At 50.5% G+C, this 17,178-nt stretch carries 20 protein-coding genes and 1 pseudogene; 11 read left to right on the top strand and 10 right to left on the bottom strand.

What is annotated here, in order from left to right; translation table 11 throughout:
- Positions 1-67 precede the first annotated feature (67 nt).
- Positions 68-535 carry an Lrp/AsnC family transcriptional regulator gene (locus B880_RS0114370; protein ID WP_026042660.1) on the bottom strand — a complete coding sequence of 156 codons (468 nt, stop codon included), beginning with the start codon at positions 533-535 and terminating at the stop codon, positions 68-70.
- Between the two features lie 162 nt (positions 536-697).
- Between B880_RS0114370 and B880_RS0114365 the strand changes: the two genes are divergently transcribed.
- From B880_RS0114365 to B880_RS0114330, 8 genes are all read left to right on the top strand, one after another.
- Entirely contained in the window at positions 698-1,066 is a 369-nt protein-coding gene (locus tag B880_RS0114365) for a Dabb family protein (RefSeq protein WP_026042659.1), read from the top strand.
- Between the two features lie 17 nt (positions 1,067-1,083).
- Entirely contained in the window at positions 1,084-1,506 is a 423-nt protein-coding gene (locus B880_RS0114360; protein ID WP_017348128.1) for a DUF2000 domain-containing protein, read from the top strand.
- 91 nt (positions 1,507-1,597) lie between these two features.
- Positions 1,598-3,016, top strand: coding sequence for a phenylacetate--CoA ligase family protein (locus B880_RS0114355; protein WP_017348127.1), 1,419 nt, complete (start codon positions 1,598-1,600; stop codon positions 3,014-3,016).
- Positions 3,013-3,978, top strand: a complete 966-nt coding sequence (locus B880_RS0114350) for a branched-chain amino acid transaminase (RefSeq protein ID WP_017348126.1) — start codon at positions 3,013-3,015, stop codon at positions 3,976-3,978. The genes B880_RS0114355 and B880_RS0114350 overlap by 4 nt, the downstream gene beginning before the upstream one ends.
- 8 nt (positions 3,979-3,986) lie before the next feature.
- Positions 3,987-4,568, top strand: coding sequence for a bacilysin biosynthesis protein BacA (locus B880_RS0114345; RefSeq protein ID WP_026042658.1), 582 nt, complete (start codon positions 3,987-3,989; stop codon positions 4,566-4,568).
- A gap of 16 nt (positions 4,569-4,584) precedes the next feature.
- Entirely contained in the window at positions 4,585-5,130 is a 546-nt protein-coding gene (locus B880_RS0114340; RefSeq protein ID WP_017348124.1) for a carboxymuconolactone decarboxylase family protein, read from the top strand.
- Positions 5,131-5,146: 16 nt separating this feature from the next.
- Positions 5,147-6,103, top strand: coding sequence for an ornithine cyclodeaminase family protein (locus B880_RS0114335; protein ID WP_017348123.1), 957 nt, complete (start codon positions 5,147-5,149; stop codon positions 6,101-6,103).
- A gap of 22 nt (positions 6,104-6,125) precedes the next feature.
- Positions 6,126-6,752: a LysE family translocator gene (locus B880_RS0114330; protein WP_017348122.1), complete on the top strand. Its 627-nt coding sequence runs from the start codon at positions 6,126-6,128 to the stop codon at positions 6,750-6,752.
- 54 nt (positions 6,753-6,806) lie between these two features.
- Here the strand turns inward: B880_RS0114330 and B880_RS0114325 are convergent, their stop codons facing one another.
- Both B880_RS0114325 and B880_RS0114320 read right to left on the bottom strand, forming a co-directional pair.
- Complete coding sequence (locus B880_RS0114325) at positions 6,807-7,052, bottom strand: DUF2543 family protein (protein WP_017348121.1); 246 nt, start codon at positions 7,050-7,052, stop codon at positions 6,807-6,809.
- A 48-nt stretch (positions 7,053-7,100) separates the two neighbouring features.
- Positions 7,101-7,583: a cold-shock protein gene (locus B880_RS0114320; RefSeq protein ID WP_017348120.1), complete on the bottom strand. Its 483-nt coding sequence runs from the start codon at positions 7,581-7,583 to the stop codon at positions 7,101-7,103.
- Positions 7,584-7,793: 210 nt separating this feature from the next.
- Here B880_RS0114320 and B880_RS0114315 point away from each other — a divergent pair, with 210 nt between their 5' ends.
- Entirely contained in the window at positions 7,794-8,486 is a 693-nt protein-coding gene (locus B880_RS0114315) for an RluA family pseudouridine synthase (RefSeq protein ID WP_017348119.1), read from the top strand.
- Between the two features lie 34 nt (positions 8,487-8,520).
- Here B880_RS0114315 and B880_RS0114310 read toward each other — a convergent pair whose 3' ends face one another.
- Both B880_RS0114310 and B880_RS0114305 read right to left on the bottom strand, forming a co-directional pair.
- Entirely contained in the window at positions 8,521-9,060 is a 540-nt protein-coding gene (locus B880_RS0114310; protein ID WP_026042657.1) for a DUF2058 domain-containing protein, read from the bottom strand.
- A gap of 172 nt (positions 9,061-9,232) precedes the next feature.
- A complete protein-coding gene (locus tag B880_RS0114305; RefSeq protein WP_036646028.1) occupies positions 9,233-9,523 on the bottom strand; it encodes a hypothetical protein in 291 nt (96 codons plus the stop codon).
- 2 nt (positions 9,524-9,525) lie between these two features.
- Between B880_RS0114305 and shiA the strand changes: the two genes are divergently transcribed.
- Positions 9,526-10,857, top strand: coding sequence for a shikimate transporter (gene shiA / locus B880_RS0114300; RefSeq protein ID WP_017348116.1), 1,332 nt, complete (start codon positions 9,526-9,528; stop codon positions 10,855-10,857).
- A gap of 51 nt (positions 10,858-10,908) precedes the next feature.
- On the opposite strand, the gene B880_RS0114295 is transcribed toward shiA, so the two are convergent.
- The 4 genes and pseudogenes from B880_RS0114295 to B880_RS26115 all read right to left on the bottom strand — a co-directional run bounded on the left by B880_RS0114295 (position 10,909) and on the right by B880_RS26115 (position 14,908).
- Positions 10,909-12,699 (bottom strand): 3'-5' exonuclease, encoded by a 1,791-nt coding sequence (locus tag B880_RS0114295; protein WP_017348115.1) that lies wholly within the window; start codon positions 12,697-12,699, stop codon positions 10,909-10,911.
- Between the two features lie 300 nt (positions 12,700-12,999).
- Positions 13,000-14,178, bottom strand: a complete 1,179-nt coding sequence (locus B880_RS0114290; RefSeq protein WP_017348114.1) for a DUF2235 domain-containing protein — start codon at positions 14,176-14,178, stop codon at positions 13,000-13,002.
- A gap of 70 nt (positions 14,179-14,248) precedes the next feature.
- Positions 14,249-14,551, bottom strand: coding sequence for a helix-turn-helix domain-containing protein (locus B880_RS0114285; protein ID WP_017348113.1), 303 nt, complete (start codon positions 14,549-14,551; stop codon positions 14,249-14,251).
- A 4-nt stretch (positions 14,552-14,555) separates the two neighbouring features.
- A pseudogene (locus tag B880_RS26115) lies at positions 14,556-14,908 on the bottom strand (type II toxin-antitoxin system RelE/ParE family toxin).
- A 227-nt stretch (positions 14,909-15,135) separates the two neighbouring features.
- Here B880_RS26115 and B880_RS0114280 point away from each other — a divergent pair.
- Positions 15,136-16,179, top strand: a complete 1,044-nt coding sequence (locus B880_RS0114280) for an amidohydrolase family protein (protein WP_017348112.1) — start codon at positions 15,136-15,138, stop codon at positions 16,177-16,179.
- A 48-nt stretch (positions 16,180-16,227) separates the two neighbouring features.
- Here B880_RS0114280 and B880_RS0114275 read toward each other — a convergent pair whose 3' ends face one another.
- The gene (locus tag B880_RS0114275; RefSeq protein ID WP_017348111.1) at positions 16,228-17,118 is read right to left on the bottom strand and encodes a LysR family transcriptional regulator; all 891 of its coding nucleotides are present in this window, start codon (positions 17,116-17,118) and stop codon (positions 16,228-16,230) included.
- Positions 17,119-17,178 lie beyond the last annotated feature (60 nt).

The raw sequence follows: 17,178 nt of genomic DNA, 5'->3' as shown, positions 1-17,178 counted from the left end.
ACTTAAGCGGTTTTTGCTTTCTGATTTGATCTTGATGCTGACATCGCCGCCCCGACAATAATCCCCCTCACCCCTTTTTAATCGGATACGTTACCAGCGGCTTAATCTCTTTCAACACAAACATACTCTGCATCTCTTTAATGCCTGGCAGCCTGCGCACCACGGACATGGCGAAATCGGCATAATAGTCGAGATCGGGCGCGACCACTTGCAGCAGGAAATCGGCGTCTCCGCCGATGCTGTAGCAGGCCACCACGTCTTCTAGCGCCGTGACTTCTTGCTCAAATTTTCGTGCTTCGGCTTCACTGTGACTATCAATCGCCACGCGGATAAACACCATCACGCCCAAACCAATCTTTTTACGGTTGAGCACCGCGCGATAGCCCTGAATCACTTCATCTTCCTCAAGCTTGCGCACTTTGCGCCAGCAAGGTGAGGCCGACATGCCGATCTTTTCTGCCAGTTCCTGGTTGGTCACGCGGGCATCATCTTGTAGCAACTTGAGAATCTTCATATCTGTCGGACTAAGTGCCATGATGGGAAACTCCTTTCCTTTTTAAGCAAAAAACAGGTCATTCTCACCTAATTCCTGGCAATAAGTAAATAATATAGGTAACAATTTTCTATTTAGATGCCGCATACTGTTTCTGGTTTCTCAAGGAGTTATCACCCAAGGCATGAAGGAAGGCTTAATCGCATGCTAATGCATATCGTTATGTTTACATTTAAACATCCGTGGAACTGGTCTTCACTAGAGGCTATTGATGCAGAACGCGCAACGCGTGCCCATCCTCATCATATTGATGAAATAAAAGGGTGGAGTTGTGGCAGAAATACCACCAAGCGTGATATTGCGGCAGATTTCATCGTCATCGGTTTGTTTAATAATCGTAGTGAACTGGATGCTTACATTATCCACCCTGACCATCAAAAAGGCGCAGGGAAATGGAAATTCATTGCGGATTGGAAGGTGGTAGATATAGAGCTTCCCAGTGACTTTACTTTAAACACGGGTTTACTTTCTGTGTTGAATGATCTCCACAATGCAGCCCTAAACAATCACTAACTTGTCAAGGAATTAAGATGAAATTTGATGCCAGCCAACAACGCTGTACGATTATTATCGATAAAGATCTTCCTGCCGGCCTTGCTATGAATGCAGCCAGTGTTATTGGCATAAGTTTTGGCCGTACGGTGGAAAATCTTGTTGGTCCTGACATGCAAAGCCTGGACGATGTAAACTACCCAGGTGTAATTTATAGCCCTCTTCCTGTATTACTGGCATCAGGTGAATACCTGCAAGAAATACAAGCGAAGGTGGAAAATGACGATGATATCTATGTGATGCCATTTAGTGCACTGGCCCAATCCTGTAAAACGTACGAAGAGTACGGCGAAAAAATATCCTCAGTAAAAAGCAACAACATCGAATTGGTCGCTATAGGAATTATCGGACCTAAAAATAAAGTCACCAAAATGACTGGAAACCTTCCACTTTACCGCTAAGCAAGACCAATAAGCTAACAGAAAGTCACCAGTAAAACGCTGCTGGCTTTTGCTTTTCTTCTGTAAAAATAATTTCGCAAGGAATATTAACATGTATGCCATTTTCAAAGAAGAACAAATAAAACAAGCAAAAGCAACCTATGATCAGCATTGTGATTTTTACAAAGGAAACATTAACCTCGATCAACTCAAAAGCCATCAAAATAACAAACTGAGAGACGTAATTAAGTATGTTTCTGAAAACTCCCCCTTCTATAAAGAACATTTAAAAGGGCTAACTGCGTCAGATATTAGCACATTGAAAATTGATGAACTGACAAATATCCCTTTCACCACAAAAGATGACCTAAGAAATCAGGGGGCAGCATTAGTGGCAGCCCCAATGCATAAGAGCTGGATTTATTACGAAACTACCGGCACCACCGGCAAACCCACCCCTTGCCCACGAAATGAAACGGATTCAATCCATAATAATACTCCGCTTATTATCAATTATCGCAGTATCTTTGAGCAATACGGCTCTGAACATATCGTCGGCGTTATGGGGCCTACCGAACTTCATTCAACAGGCGATACCTTTGAGGATGTATTTCGTAGCCTCGGCTACGGCGTAGTCAAAATGTGGCCTCGATCACCGGTTGTAGGTATGAAACGAGTGATGGCATTGATCAATGAATTGCAAATCACTGCGCTGGTCTGTACTCCCGCCGTCGCGATTGCCATTGCACGTTTTATGCAGAGTTCAGGACAATCACCTGGCTCTACCAGCGTGAAGCTTATTCTCACCGTGGGTGAACTTACTACTCCCTCTCTCTTAAGAAATATTGGCGATGTATGGGGCGCAAAAGTCTATAGCTGCATGTATGCCTCGCAAGAATCCTCTATTCTTGCCGTTTGTGCAGCTGACAGTGAGCTGTACACCACACCGTTGAATAATTACTACGAAATTATCGACCCTGTCAGCGGTACAAGTTATGACATCACCCAAGGTCAGGTGATGGGTGAACTCGTCATTACTCATCTGTATGAGGGACAGAAGCCACTCATACGCTATCGCACTGGCGATATGGTACGTTCAACTTACCAGTCTGATGGCAGACAAAAAATTATTCCTGTTGGGCGCGTACGTGATGTTTTAAGCCTCAATGGTGCCGCTTATTGTGCCTGGGATTTAGAAGCCGCACTCCTTGAACAGCTCCACGGCTGTCTGGATTATGCAATTCGTATTGACACTAAAGACGGTATTGACTGCCTGGATATCACCGTTGAGATGTTTGATAAAGACGCAGATACCTCCATCGCTTCAACGCTCCTGACAGTTAAAGCACATCTGGAAAAGGCGATCCCTGGTGTAAAAATCAGTGTTATCAGCGGCGAAACCAGCAATATAACAGCAACGTCTGCGATGGTGAGTTGGAAGGCTGCGCGTATTCATGATGTAAGGCCCTCTGCAGATAATAGCGATCGCGAAGCAGCTCTGGCTCTCATTAATCAAGGATTTAAATCATGAGTAGTACGTCAACAGAAAAGAAAGGACACCATCAATGGAGTTATCTTGAAGGAGAATTTGTTGAAGCCAAAGATGCCGTCCTCCCTATTACCACCCAGGCATTTAATTATGGCACCTCAGTATTTGAAGGGATTCGCGGTTATAAAAGTCATTCCGATGGTCAGGTGAATATCTTTCGCTTAGATGAACATATTAATCGACTTCATCAGTCAGCATCGATACTTATGATTAACGACTTACCTGACCAACAGGCATTAAAAGAAATAATACAGTCGCTGCTACACAGAAATCATACCAGCGGGGATTGTTACATCAGGCCGATTGCCTATAAACGCAACCTTCTTCCAGGAAGTGGCTTTGGAGTGAAACTTTCTGGCGTGAGTAGCGGATTATCTGTTAATAGTCTAGATATGCAGACCTATGTGAAACAGGATGGCCTAACCTGTACGATTTCCGGATGGCGTCGTGTTGCGGACAATGCTATTCCAGCAAGAGCAAAAATTACCGGCAGCTATGTAAATTCTGCTCTGGCAATGGAAGCCGCCATGAATGGAGGTTATAACGATGCGATCATGCTCAACCATTCAGGTTATGTCGCAGAAGCCACGACTTCTAACGTTTTTATTGTTAAAAATAAAAAACTCATCACCCCCCCTGTCACAGCTAACATTCTGGAAGGCATCACTCGTGACACCGTCATCACACTTGCCAAACAATATTTGGATCTAACTGTAGAAGAAAGAGACATTTTACCGTCTGAACTATTGACTGCTGACGAATGTTTTTTAACTGGTACGGGCGTTGAAATATCTCCTGTCTCTAAAATCGATTTTCATCATCTTAGAAGTACAGATAATGACAGTATTGCAATCAAAATAAAAACCGTTTATCAGAAAATTGTTCGTGGTGAGCTGAGTGATTACAATCATTGGTTAACATCGATCTATTCAATTAATAATTAGGTGGAAAAATGAACCATCATTTCTTAGACATGGGATTAGATAATGTCGTTAATTGCCCTATTCATACGCTTGGACCTTCTGGAACAAGCAGTGAATACGCATCAGAATTCTTTCACAGCTGGATGAGTAAGAATTACACCAATAGTTCACACGGCATTCACCTCAACGATTCCTATGAGTTAGCAAGAAATAATATAAAGGAAATGAAAGGGATTTTAATTGTTGCCAATGCCTATCCAAAAATTAATGACTTTTATATGGATACCCGCTTACAACTACTGGCCACTTTCCTTTATGACACGCCCCTTTATGGGATAGTGTCAAATAGCGCATTACCCCAAAGGCCGCTGAGCATTGCCACACATCCAGCCCCAATTCCATTAATTGAAGAGTTATTGCCGGATGGGATGTTGATTGAAAAAATCATAGAGATGCCTTCCACCAGTGCGGCAGCAAAGGCCGTATTATCCGGTGAGGCTGATGTTGCGTTAACGACAGAAATAGCAGCGAAATTACACAAATTGAAGTTCATCTCACGAACAAGACCGATTCACATGCTGTGGTCTGTTTTTGCTTCTCATACTCAATAATGACTAAAGGCCTAAAATGAATTTATTAACTTTGCATGATATCGACAGTGCACCCGCCGCCAGCCGCCCTTTACTTCAAAGTTCAATTGATGGTTTTGGCTGGATCCCAAGACAAAGTGCCTTTATGGCGGAATCACCCGCATTACTTTCATCCTATCAGTACGCACATGATGCCTTTTCTCAGTGTTCTCTGAGTGAAGAGGAACGTGCAATTGTCTGGATCACCACTGGCACACTGAATCAGTGTGATTACACGGTTCAGGCGCATAACTGGATCGCCCAGCATAAAAATGTGCCTGAGCAAGTGTTACATGCACTTGCTCAGGATCCTGAATCACTTCCCGCCAAGTTAGCAGCGCTCTATCGCTTCACGCGCCAGGTCGTTTTAGCACAAGGCCAGATACCGCCAATAGCGGTAGAAGAGGTTCTGGCCGCGGGATATAGCGCACAGAACGTGCTGGATGTCATTTTGGGTGTATCGCAAAAGACCATGTCAACACTTCTGAATAGTCTTGCCCATACTCAGATTGAACCGCAATTCCAGTCCGCCCCGGCACGTTAATCACAGGGGATCTATCATGCAATTTATTGACCGTAAACGTGTTCAACAAGCGTTATCCTACGCAAAATGTCTACAATTGAGCCGGGATGCTTTCTCCCTGTTCAGCAACGGAAAAGTCAAACAGACATTACGCAGCGTTATTGTCTCTGAGCAAAGCAGCATGATGGGGACGATGCCCGCATATATTAGTGAAGGTCCCTATGCTGGCTTTGGCCTAAAAACGGTAAAAGTTGATTTCAGCCGAAGCCATCAACGCTCATCCCATGAAGGCTGTATTCTGCTGTATGGTGCTTCTAATCATGAAGATATGGTGCTCGTTGACGCAGCTTCGGTAACGGAATTGCGCACTGCGGCCGCATCTGCTGTCGCTACCGACATTCTGGCCCCAGAAAATGCCAGTCATCTCGCTATTTTAGGGACTGGCGTGCAGGCAAAAAAACACGTTTTACTGATGATGGAGATCCGCTCGCTACGTCAGATTACCGTTTGGGGCAGAAATACAACCAGCGCTGCCATTTTCGCTGACTGGTGTCGTCAGCATACTGGGCTGCCCGTGACGGTAGCGATGACACCGGCTCAAGCGGTTTCGGATGCTGACATTATCTGTACCGTCACCGCGTCAAAGGAGCCTTTCCTGCATGCTAATGATCTTCCCGATCATTGTCATATTAATGCTGTTGGCGCTTCGGCGTTCGGTTTTCAGGAATTAGGGCCGGATATTTATTCTGCGACAAAATTGTATGTAGATTCACGGGAAGCGGTATGGAACGCCTCCAGTTGTCTGATTCAGGCAAAAGAACAGGGGTTTATCACACCCACTGACATGGGAATTGAAATAGGTGAATTGCTCACCTCCGATTTAAAGCCATTTGTCGTTAAATTGCCACGCACGTTATTCAAATCTGTAGGTCTGGCCGTTCAGGATCTGGTTTTTTCTCGTGCAATCGTGAGTCAGTTACAGCCTTTAATCTAATGAATTTTTAACAGGAATAATGATGTTAGGAACCGCACAAATACTCTCTTATGTGGCTGCTCTCGGCTTAGCTGCTGCCATTCCCGGCCCCGGTATGACGGCCCTTGTCGCGCGTAGCGTCAGCGGTGGAGCCATCACTGGGTTTACCATGCTCGCGGGATTAATACTGGGCGATTTAATTTATCTGTCGATTGCGGTATTTGGTCTGGCTGTTATTGCACACAGTTACACCTCGGTATTTACCCTGATTAACTGGGCGGCATCTCTCTATTTATGTCTGCTGGCATGGCAGTTCTGGCGCTATAAACCGCAGGCGATAAGCATTGACCAGAAAGCGACAAAACAAGAGCTGGCCTCTGCCTGGCTGTCTGGTTTGACAATCACGCTGGGAAACCCGAAAACCATTGCGTTTTATCTGGCTATTCTGCCGCTGGTGATTTCGCTGGATCAGGTATCCATGCAGATTTGGGGAGGGATGTTAGTACCGCTGACACTGCTGGTGCTGCTGGTGGTGGGTTCGGCGTTTATTCTCGCTGCACTTAAGATTCGCCGCTTCCTCGCCAGTGCCAAAGCACAGCAAGTGCTGTTCCGAACCGCAGGCGCTATCATGCTGTTGGCAGCTTTTGGTATGGTTGCGAAGACGCTATAACCGGGGAAAAGCGGGCAGCCTCTAACCGCAGCGGCCCGCTTAAAGCAACAAAGATTATTCGTTGCCCCATTGATTGAGGAAGTTAGCCACGTCATCAATGTACTGTGCTGCCAGGCCCGCTTCCGCTGCCATCTCGTGCTGTGCTTCTTCGCTAATCTCTTCGTTGTTGTTTAAACGGGTGATCAGCAGCTCGAAATAACGCGCCAGCGCTTCACGCTCTGGCTCGCTGACGGGCTTAGCAGACTCGTCAATATAGTCATCTGCGATATCAAAATATTTGATTGGTACCTGGTTGCTCATAGCGCGCCCCTTAAGTTAAAACGTCAATCTGTTACCGCCTGAATACTATCAGAGCTTGAGCATTTTCACGGTGCTGTCGATGTCGATCTCATCAGCGGTGAAGATAAGCGTCGTGCCCTGGAAGGTGTTGATCGCCAGTTTTTTCAGCGAACGCGTTTCATCCGGCTGTACTGAGGTTTTCGGCTTGATGCTGTTCATCAGAATCCCCACCGACAGCACCGGGTTTTCTTTATCAATACGCGTTTCTACTGGCACGTCTTCACTGTACACCAGGTAAGACTTAATTGAGGTGAGCTTCAGACGCTCGCCCGCAATGTAGATATATTTGCTGTCTGGCACCACTTTAACCGCAAAGGCTGACAACCCTTTGTTGTTGGTGGTCGGTTCAAACGTCACCGCTGCATCTTTCTTGATCAGTTCAGGGTTGGCGACCTTAATCACATGAAAATAGCGGTTTTCGCCCTCTTCATCTTTGATAAAGCCAAAACCTTTATCTGCAAACCAGGTTGTGATCGTACCTTTCATCGCCATTACCGCCTGTTTAATCGTTAATCTACTCAGTTTTTTGCAGCGCGCAGTGTAAAGCACAACGCCCGCGCAGACTACGCCTTTGCAGTAAGTCTGGACGAAAAATTTCAGCGGTGCGAGGAGGTTGATAAAAAAGCGACAGCCACAGTCTGATTCGCCAGGTCGCGCAAAATTGGTTACTATCCGCCCCCCACTTGCCAGCCTTGCAGCCAGATGTCGACGATCATTGATAACTTTATTGCCCCACCCTGCCATGCCGAAATAGAGATTCTCTATCAGGATGAACACCTGGTGCTGATCAACAAGCCGACCGGACTGCTAAGCCTCTCGGGGAAAAATCCGCTGAATCTCGATTCGGTGCATCACCGCCTGGTGCAGCAGTTTCCGGGCTGTACCCTGGTGCATCGCCTTGATTTTGGTACATCCGGGTTGATGGTGATCGCGCGCAATAAAGCGATAAATGCGGCACTGTGTCAGCAGTTCAGTCAGCGGAGCGTAACGAAGGTTTATACGGCGCTGGTGTGCGGCCACCTGACGGATAATGAAGGGGTGATTGATGCGCCTATTGCCAAAGATCCGGCGCTGTTTCCGCTGATGTCCATCTGCGCGCTGAACGGCAAACCGGCGCGTTCTCGCTATCAGGTGGTAGCGCGTGAGTCTCGTCAAACCGCAGGAGAAGCGCCAATGCCGTTGACGCGGGTGCAGTTAATGCCAGAAACCGGGCGCACGCATCAGCTACGTATTCACTGCCAGCAGTTGGGCCACCCGATTCTCGGCTGCGACCTGTACGGCGGGCTAATCAGCGCCGGGCAGCCACCTCGTCTGATGCTGCACGCCAGCGCACTGGATTTTGTCCATCCGGTGAGTGGCGAGCAGATTCACGCCCGCAATCTCAGCCCGTTCTGACATTCACGTCATAACCGACATGACGATTGGCGATTTACCACATCAGATCGTCAGGCACTTTGAAGTCGGCGTACGGGTCATCTTCATCCTCAGCTTCCTGACTTAATACGCTGTGCAGCACGATGCTGCTGGCATCACGCTGCGCGATTTTATCCGCCACCACGGCAGGGATAATGGCGTACTGCGCATCGCCGTTGCTATCGATGCTCAAACGGGCAATAGCCAGACGCCCATTCACCAGTTGGGTCTGCGTCAGCTTATCAACCAGCATTTTTTTAATCAGATTGTTATCCGTGAAGTTGAAACTGATATCCCCTTTCGCCACGGTGATGCGGTTCATTTCGATCAGCTGCTTAACCTGCGCCTGATACTCTTTGGCCTGTGCGGCCTGTTTAATCTGCTCGTTGAGCTGTTTATCCCGCTCTAGCTGCGCTTTTTTATTCTCTTCAACCGCTTCGCGCGCTTCACGCGCCTGAACACGCGATTTTTTCGCCGTCTTTTGCACTTTGGCGACTTTTTTACTCGAGACTAAACCCGCTTTGAGCATCTGCTCCTGGAGAGTAAGTTTTGCCATTTTTATCTGTAAATCCTGTGAAAAATTTGTCGGATTATACCCGCAAAGCCAGCGCCTGCGCGAGTCAAAACCGGCCACGGAGAGACGGTGATTTGGCCTGAAACTGAAGGTGTGAATTATAAATCCCCCTGTTAAGCGTGATTATTTCACCGCTGCCACTACGCACGTAATCTCATATTTGGACAAGTTTTAGGCGATATATCACCTGCGTAGATGAATCATCCTTACCCTTTGCAAGCCCTTTCCCTACCCGGCTCGCAAATATGCCGTTAATGATCACACCTCGCTTCACCGCTTCCGCGCTGGCGGGTATAGTGTTCGGCCTGGCAACGCTCATATCGCCTGCATATTCCTCGTCATCATCAGGGTATTGATGCCAAAAGCCGCCCTGGGTACGAGACATACGAGATGAGCCGCCACCACCATTTTGATACATAAAGAATTTGAGATACGGACAGGACAATTATGGACTCCACACTCATTACCCCTCGCCCTGATGAGGGGAATGCCCCTTCGTCAGACCGCGCCCGACGTGCTGCCCTTGGCAGTTTTGCCGGTGCCGTGGTCGACTGGTTTGATTTCTTACTCTATGGCATTACCGCAGCACTGGTGTTTAACAGTGAATTTTTCCCCCAGATCAGCCCAGCGATGGGGACTTTAGCCGCTTTCGCCACCTTTGGTGTCGGCTTCTTGTTTCGCCCACTGGGCGGTATTGTGTTTGGTCACTTTGGCGATCGTCTCGGCCGTAAACGCATGCTGATGCTCACCGTATGGATGATGGGTGGTGCCACCGCCTGTATCGGTATTCTGCCCTCGTTCTCTGCCATTGGCTGGTGGGCACCAGCCCTGCTGGTTACGCTGCGTGCCATTCAGGGCTTTGCCGTGGGCGGTGAATGGGGCGGCGCGGCCCTGCTGGCGGTGGAGAGTGCGCCATCAGGCAAAAAGGCGTTTTACAGCAGCGGGATTCAGGTAGGTTACGGCGTTGGGTTGCTGCTTGCCACCGGGCTGGTTTCCCTGATCAGCAGCCACACCACCAATGAGCAGTTTTTAAGCTGGGGCTGGCGTCTGCCGTTCCTGTTCAGCATTTTGCTGGTGCTGGTGGCGTTGTGGATCCGTAATGGCATGGAAGAGTCAGCGGAATTTGAACAGGCGAAAGAAGCACAGCCGCAACAGAAAAAACAGCGACTGCCGGTGATTGAAGCCCTGTTACGTCATCCGGGCGCATTTTTGAAAATTATTGCGCTGCGCCTGTGTGAACTGCTGACGATGTACATCGTTACGGCGTTTGCTCTGAACTACTCCACGCAGAACCTCGGACTGCCGCGCGAGCTGTTTCTGAATATTGGCCTGCTGGTTGGCGGCATCAGTTGCCTGACGATTCCGCTGTTTGCCTGGCTGGCTGACCGCTTCGGTCGCCGCCGCATCTATATTGTCGGTGCCCTGTTGGGCGCCGTGAGCGCCTTCCCGTTCTTTATGGCGCTGGAGCAGCGTTCGATTGTTGGCGTCGTGATCTTCTCACTGCTGTTGGCTAACATCGCCCATGACATGGTAGTTTGCGTGCAACAGCCGATGTTCACCGAAATGTTTGGCGCAAGCTATCGCTACAGCGGTGCCGGTGTCGGCTATCAGGTGGCCAGCGTGGTTGGCGGCGGGTTTACCCCGTTTATTGCAGCCGGGCTGCTGGCATTCTTTGGCGGTGAATGGCATAGCGTAGCCATTTACCTGATGGCTGGCTGTCTGATCTCTGCCTTAACCGCCATCTTTATGAAACCTGCCGCAGAAGCTCACAACCCGTAACCTGCTCAGGTAACGATCGGCCCTTTCCGGTCGTTACCTGCCTCTCTCAACTCACACCGTCGCGAAACTTTCCAGATGCTGGCTGATGGTGTTTTTGCGGTAAGCGCTGACCATCAACTCCTGGGTTGCCCGGGTAAATGCCACATACAGGGCCGGAATTGCCTGGGTTTCATCCTCTGATTTACTCGGCACAAATGAGGCGTTAAGTACCGCGACAAACGGAAACTCTAACCCTTTGCTGCTCTGATATGTCAGTAAGTGCACCACATCATCCTGGTGGGCATAGCGTTTCTTCTCCGCCGGTTCAAAGCAGGTCGCGAAAGGTATCCCCTCGGCGCTGAGCTTTTCACACAGCGGTAGCGCCGAGAATTTGGCCGGAAAGAGAATGGCAATGTCGCCCCAGCGGCCATACTGCGCGCGTTTTTGCTTGATCCACCTCAGCACCTGTTGCGCCTCTTTTTCTACCGAATCACAGCTGATGATAACGGGGTCAGTGCCCAGCTCACCACAGGCTTCGGGCAACACCTGGGGGATCTCTTTGTTGTGGTGCTTTTCGAAATATTCGCGGGAGAACGCGTAGGCAAAATTCAGGATGCTTTGCGGATTGCGGTAGTTGACGCGCAGAATTGAGGTTCGCCCCTGAGCCTGAATCCCTACGCTGGCGAGAGAAAAGTTCAGCGCCCGCTCGCGACGATACAGTGACTGCGCATCGTCGTACATCAGCAACAGCGATCGCTGTTGATTATCGAACAGGCGTGCAATCAGCGTCAGCCAGCGGCTGTCAAAGTCATGCCCTTCGTCAATCACCACCGCATCATAACCGGCATCGGTATAGTCACCGCTTTCCTGTGCCGCCTCCAGCGCAATAAAATGGCTGTCATGACTACCACGACTCAGCATTTTCACGCCTGAGGTTTCCACTGCGTGCTTACACCACGCATGGAAATAGAAGACGTGTACTTTTTCTGCCAGCCCGCGTGCGGCCAACTGTTCACGCAGATAATTTGAGAGCGTGATGTTGTAGCACAGCACCAGCACCGGGCGTTGCAGGGTTTCTGCCAGGTAGAGGCAGCGATAAATCAGAATCAGCGTTTTTCCCGAACCCGCCACGCCATGAATAACCCTGTGCCCTTCACCGATATTACGCGCCAGTACCTCTTGCTGAATATCCATCACTTTGGCCAGCGAGTTGGCCTGCTTTTTGGGCTGGATAACAATTTCAGGGAACAGATGCTGGCGGACAATATCGCGGATTTCCGGGGTGATGGGGGGTCGGAACTTACCCTTGAACAGACCGCTGAGTTTATTTCTGAACACTGTCGCGGGTGTGGTTTCTGTCATTTCGTCCTGACAGATTGTTAGCGCCGTGGGGAATATTGCGTCGTCTAGCGGGTTTGTGGACAATGACTGTAGCTGGCGTCGGGTTATATTGGTAAATACCACGCCGTAAGCCCAGGCCAGATTTAATTTCCCCTGATATGCACCAGTTTGTTGCAACCGGGGTTCCTGCTCAAGCTTATTGACCGTCGCACAAGCATACTGTTTTACCTGCACCAGAGGATGACTGTGATGCACTTCACCTTTGTCAGTCTCCAGCGTGACGCGTTGTGGGCTGGCATAGCGCAGCGTTGAAGGTCGCCAGTCTTTCACTTCGAGGAAAATAAGCCCAAGGCCTGGGTCAATCACAATAAAGTCTGGATGGAGATGGTCACGACCAACGGGAATATCGTACCAGATCAGGCAATCATCTGGCAGCAGTGCTTCAAGTCGTTGGGCTACACGCCGCTCTCCCGGTGTCATCCGGTCTGAGCAGGTAGAGAGAGAGGTAATAAGCTTTGCCATGAAATATCCATTTACCGATGCAGACGTCCTGTAATATTACAGTTCACAGGCATTCTTACATCGTCAGCGGGTGGGAATGATAGCGCCTTATTATGGACGGAAACCACTGATTGTCTATATTGATCAGGCAGAATTCAGTTATTAGAGGGTCATTTTTTCAATTAGCGAGGTAATCGGTTAATCAGCCTATCCTCCTTCATAATTAAGCCAGCGATCAAACCACTGGCTATTTATTCAGGAAAATCGAGCCACAATTGCGTTATTAAAATAATACCGCACTGGATCAGAATACATTTAGCCTCATTCATCGACCCAGACAGGATGCGCCGGTAAATTAACCGGCTGGTAAGCGGGAATCGCCGCCATGCGCTGTTGCACCGAAGTGTGAATCAGCGCCCCGTCAGGAATGAAGCGCGGCTCCCCAAGCGGCAGGTACCAGCCCAAAAAGGCGGTTCGCCCACGCCACTCACGAAAGCGTAGTGCTTTTGGAAGACACTCCAGTAGCCACCATCCCCCGGTCAGTGAATCATGCAACTCACCTACGTCGTCTGGCGCGACAAAGATCTCCTCGCTGTGCGGCAGCCGACCGCCGTGGGAAATGGCCTGTAGCGCAACTGCATCATAGGTGAGTCCCGCCTGTTGGGCCTGTTGTAGCATCCAGTTCAGTGGATATTTCGACAGCCCGCTTTCACTTTCTGGATAACCGCCCCCCACATCGGCATGTACGCCAGCGAACCAGATCTGACGAATATCCTGGGAGAGCTCACAGGCTTTGTCATAGGGATCGGGGCGATAGTTTTGCGGCGAATTCCAGCGATTGAGGCGGAACATGCGACGACGCTCATCGATAGAGATCGCCTGACGGAAGATTTTCACGGCCCGATTGGTGCGCGTGAAGGGCAGCGTTTGCATGCTGGGGAACAGGCGGTCCATGCGTGGCACAATCACCGACGCCACGCTATCCCAGACGCCGATAAACTCAATGCGCGCTTGCCTTCCACCCGCCACTCGACCAAATGACCAGATATTCTCCAGCGCAGTCGCACGTCCTGCCGGGGGGAGATTCCCGCTGGCTTTTTTATAGGTGGTCAGGCCATAGCTGGCGAGGTTGTACTGCTCCGGTGCCAGCACGCCAATGGTATCAATCAGCGCGGCCAGCACCCGCACAGTGTAAGCACCGCGACTGAAGCCGGTGAGGTAGATTTTGTCACCCGGCTGCCACTGCTGGCACAGGAATTGATAGGCGGCCAGGATGTCATCATCCATGCCGTAACCGGTCGCTAACCCAAACAGCGTGCGCCACTTCTGCCGCATGCGTTGCCAGGCGTTGGCAAGGCTCAGGGTGCCGACACCCGGTGAATAAAAGACTTTTTGCTGCTCATTTTTCTCAAGGATGCGGAAAAATTTGAGCACGTTCGACATGGTGGTGTTGATCTCATTGCCGGTGCCATCGCAGCAAATCACAATACGTTTGCTCATTCACGCTCTCCGCTGACTTTTATATTTAAAAAGTAGCACTTGAAAAGCCAACCCGCGCTGCGCTTAATTTTTAGAGGGCGAAAGCAAAGTGTGAACCATCAGGCAGCTCAATATCCAGACGCAGCTTACCGCCCGTGGCTTCAACGTAGCGTTTCAACGTGGAGAGCTTGAGATCGCGGCCAGGTTTTTCCATCCCAGCGATCGTTGGCTGCCGAATACCCAATGCATTCGCCATCTCTACCTGTGTTTTTTGTACCCGTTCCCGCAGCGTGGCGAGGTGGATATTGAGTAAAATATCCGTCGCCATCGCTTGTGCTTCCACCACGACCTGCGGCTGTTCGTTAGCCAGCAGTTGTTCCAGCGTACTACCCATAGCATTACTCCTTTTTGGTCAGACTTTGAAGATGTTGAAAAAACGCCTGGTCAGCCAGCGGGATCATCTCGCGGTAAAAGCGTTTCTCATTGCCTACCTTGTTACCTGCACACAACAGAATGGCGTACGTTCAGGATCAAAAGCAAAAAATGCGCGTAATGGCTCGCCTCGGCTCTGGATACGAAGCTCTTTCATATTGTTGTAGCGCGACCCCTTAATCGTGTCTGCGTAAGGTCTGGGTAAGCCAGGACCTTTTTCCCGTAGCACGATTAACGCTGCGAGAACGCAAGCGCGATCGGTCTCATGCAAAGCATGAAACCAACGATCAAAGCTGTCAGTGGTTTTAATAGCCCACACAGGATCTCCTTATCAATATAGGTCAGGTACTATATAGGTGTAAAGCAATAATCCTGAGGGTACGCATTTTGTTGGATCACGACAGCGGGCAAAAATCGGGGTTGGGAGAGGGTTTCCACGCTGAATTCTGGACTTGCATTCCTGTAGGGGTTTTCAGAACCTACCTCGCAAAATTCACTCTCTGGGTTCTATAGTTAAGCGCGGACAACTGACACGGAGTAAGGGTGATGAGCACAAGTAACTATCTTCCGGTAAGAGAAGCATGGCTGGCGAGCGGGACAGAGGCGGCGCTGGAGCCCGATTTACCCATTATCGATGCCCACCACCATTTTTATGATCGTCCCGGCTGGCAATATCTGCTGGAGGAGTATCTGGCGGATGCGCAATCCGGCCATAACATTACCGCTTCGGTCTTTATGCAGGCATTGACGCGCTATCGTACTGAAGGGCCAGAAGCGCTGCGCCCGGTGGGTGAAGTTGCCTATGTGGCAGATGCCACCGCTCATCAGCAATTGCTTCGCCCCCGCGTTGCCGAGGGGATTATTGGTTATGCCGATTTACGCCTCGGGGCTGCCGTTCGGGAAGTGCTGGATGCGGAACTGGCTGCCAGTCATGGCCGTTTACGCGGCGTGCGACATCTGGTGGCATGGGATGAAGATCCCAGCCTGGTAAACCCGCTTTCGGCGGCACCTGCGGGCTTGTTACTGAATAAGGACTACCAGGCGGGCGTGGAACAACTGGCCGATTTCGGCCTCAATTATGAGGCCTGGCTGTTCTTTACGCAGCTGCCTGAGCTCTTCGCGCTGGCCCAGCGTTTCCCGGAGACGCGCATCGTCATCAACCACTGCGGCGGCGTGGTGCGCATTGCTCGCTACGCCAACCACCCGGAAACCGTTTTTGCCCAGTGGGCACACGCCATGCGCCAACTGGCACAATTACCCAATGTGTATGTGAAACTGGGTGGGCTGGGGATGCGCATTAACGGGTTTAACTTCGAGCAGGGTGAGCGCCCGCCCACTTCTGCCGCGCTGGCTGAGGCCTGGCAGCCGTGGATGATGACCTGCATTGAAGCCTTTGGCGTCGAGCGCTGTATGTTCGAGAGTAATTTTCCGGTGGATAAAGGCTCATACCCGTACAGCAACGGCTGGAATGCCTTTAAACGTCTCACCGCAGGCGCAAGTGCAGCGGAACGCGACTGGCTGTTTCGCGGTACGGCAAGCCGGGTTTATCAGCTGGAGATACCAGAACGTGATAGCAATCATGGAATTTAATTCATGCATGTCACAATTGCCGCCTAAAAATGGACTGGCGTCACATTTTCATGTGACGCTGGCTCCACTGCGTAAAATATTCAGCAAGCAGAGCACTGGCGGGGTCAGCAGCGTCTCCTCACGGTAGAGTACGCCGAAGGTGCGCTGCATCACCGCGCCAGCAATTGGCACTTCGCGCAGGGGGTGGCCGGGCCTGCCGGGGCCAAGATTGCGCCGCGAGAGCACACTCAGCAGGTGATTGCGTGATATCAACTGCGGCACCAGCAGGATTGAACTGGTTTCGATCTGCACGTGGGCAGGAGGGAGTCCATGCTGCTCCAACAGGCCATTGAGCCAGCGGCGCGTCGCCACCGGGTTGGGGGCCAGCACCCAGCGCTGCCCTTCCAACTTGGCGATAGTGGCAGGCTGCTGAAAAATCGGATGCTCCGGGCCGGCAACAATCACCACCTCATCATCGATCAACGGGTAGGCGGTAAACAGCGGGTCGTCATCCGTGAGTGGCCCAAGCATTAAATCAATATGCCCTGCGTGCAGCAGATTGCGCAGGTGATCGTTCATGCCCAGCGTCAGCGACAGTGTCACGGCGGGAGCCGTGCGCATAAATTCTGCCGTCACCGCAGGCAACAGCAACTCGGCCATGGTGCTGGACACCCCCAGCCGGACGTGGCCGCGCACCCCACGGGCAAAATCCTGAATTTGTCGTTTAGACTCTTCCACACCGCGCTGGAGCACTTTCGCTCGCTCCAGCAACACCGCCCCCGCGGGCGTCAGAACAATGTTGCGCCCACTGCGGCTAAACAGCTGAGTCCCCAGCTCCTCTTCCAGCCGTTTGATGCATTTCGACAGCGCCGACTGCGTCCGGCACAGCTTTTCAGCTGCCCGGCCTAAATGGCCCAACTCTGCAACGGTGGCAAAGTAATTCAGATCACGAAAATCCATCGATCTATTCCTGAGATTCAACAATCACTGAAAATTAGCAGATAGACCCGCATTGAACAA

It is taken from the genome of Pantoea sp. A4 (assembly GCF_000295955.2).
Taxonomy (GTDB): domain Bacteria; phylum Pseudomonadota; class Gammaproteobacteria; order Enterobacterales; family Enterobacteriaceae; genus Pantoea; species Pantoea multigeneris.
This window is presented reverse-complemented; position numbering and strand designations above follow the sequence as displayed.

What these genes read in the sequence shown, in the direction of transcription:
- B880_RS0114365 (WP_026042659.1), top strand. Translation starts at nt 698, where the DNA reads ATGCTAATGCATATCGTTATGTTTACATTTAAACATCCGTGGAACTGG.
- B880_RS0114330 (WP_017348122.1), top strand. Translation starts at nt 6,126, where the DNA reads ATGTTAGGAACCGCACAAATACTCTCTTATGTGGCTGCTCTCGGCTTA.
- B880_RS0114310 (WP_026042657.1), bottom strand. Translation starts at nt 9,060, where the DNA reads ATGGCAAAACTTACTCTCCAGGAGCAGATGCTCAAAGCGGGTTTAGTC.
- B880_RS0114350 (WP_017348126.1), top strand. Translation starts at nt 3,013, where the DNA reads ATGAGTAGTACGTCAACAGAAAAGAAAGGACACCATCAATGGAGTTAT.
- B880_RS0114370 (WP_026042660.1), bottom strand. Translation starts at nt 535, where the DNA reads ATGGCACTTAGTCCGACAGATATGAAGATTCTCAAGTTGCTACAAGAT.
- B880_RS0114325 (WP_017348121.1), bottom strand. Translation starts at nt 7,052, where the DNA reads ATGAGCAACCAGGTACCAATCAAATATTTTGATATCGCAGATGACTAT.
- B880_RS0114335 (WP_017348123.1), top strand. Translation starts at nt 5,147, where the DNA reads ATGCAATTTATTGACCGTAAACGTGTTCAACAAGCGTTATCCTACGCA.
- B880_RS0114290 (WP_017348114.1), bottom strand. Translation starts at nt 14,178, where the DNA reads ATGAGCAAACGTATTGTGATTTGCTGCGATGGCACCGGCAATGAGATC.
- B880_RS0114315 (WP_017348119.1), top strand. Translation starts at nt 7,794, where the DNA reads ATGTCGACGATCATTGATAACTTTATTGCCCCACCCTGCCATGCCGAA.
- B880_RS0114280 (WP_017348112.1), top strand. Translation starts at nt 15,136, where the DNA reads ATGAGCACAAGTAACTATCTTCCGGTAAGAGAAGCATGGCTGGCGAGC.
- B880_RS0114355 (WP_017348127.1), top strand. Translation starts at nt 1,598, where the DNA reads ATGTATGCCATTTTCAAAGAAGAACAAATAAAACAAGCAAAAGCAACC.
- B880_RS0114285 (WP_017348113.1), bottom strand. Translation starts at nt 14,551, where the DNA reads ATGGGTAGTACGCTGGAACAACTGCTGGCTAACGAACAGCCGCAGGTC.
- B880_RS0114295 (WP_017348115.1), bottom strand. Translation starts at nt 12,699, where the DNA reads ATGGCAAAGCTTATTACCTCTCTCTCTACCTGCTCAGACCGGATGACA.
- B880_RS0114275 (WP_017348111.1), bottom strand. Translation starts at nt 17,118, where the DNA reads ATGGATTTTCGTGATCTGAATTACTTTGCCACCGTTGCAGAGTTGGGC.
- B880_RS0114345 (WP_026042658.1), top strand. Translation starts at nt 3,987, where the DNA reads ATGAACCATCATTTCTTAGACATGGGATTAGATAATGTCGTTAATTGC.
- B880_RS0114320 (WP_017348120.1), bottom strand. Translation starts at nt 7,583, where the DNA reads ATGGCGATGAAAGGTACGATCACAACCTGGTTTGCAGATAAAGGTTTT.
- B880_RS0114340 (WP_017348124.1), top strand. Translation starts at nt 4,585, where the DNA reads ATGAATTTATTAACTTTGCATGATATCGACAGTGCACCCGCCGCCAGC.
- B880_RS0114360 (WP_017348128.1), top strand. Translation starts at nt 1,084, where the DNA reads ATGAAATTTGATGCCAGCCAACAACGCTGTACGATTATTATCGATAAA.
- shiA (WP_017348116.1), top strand. Translation starts at nt 9,526, where the DNA reads ATGGACTCCACACTCATTACCCCTCGCCCTGATGAGGGGAATGCCCCT.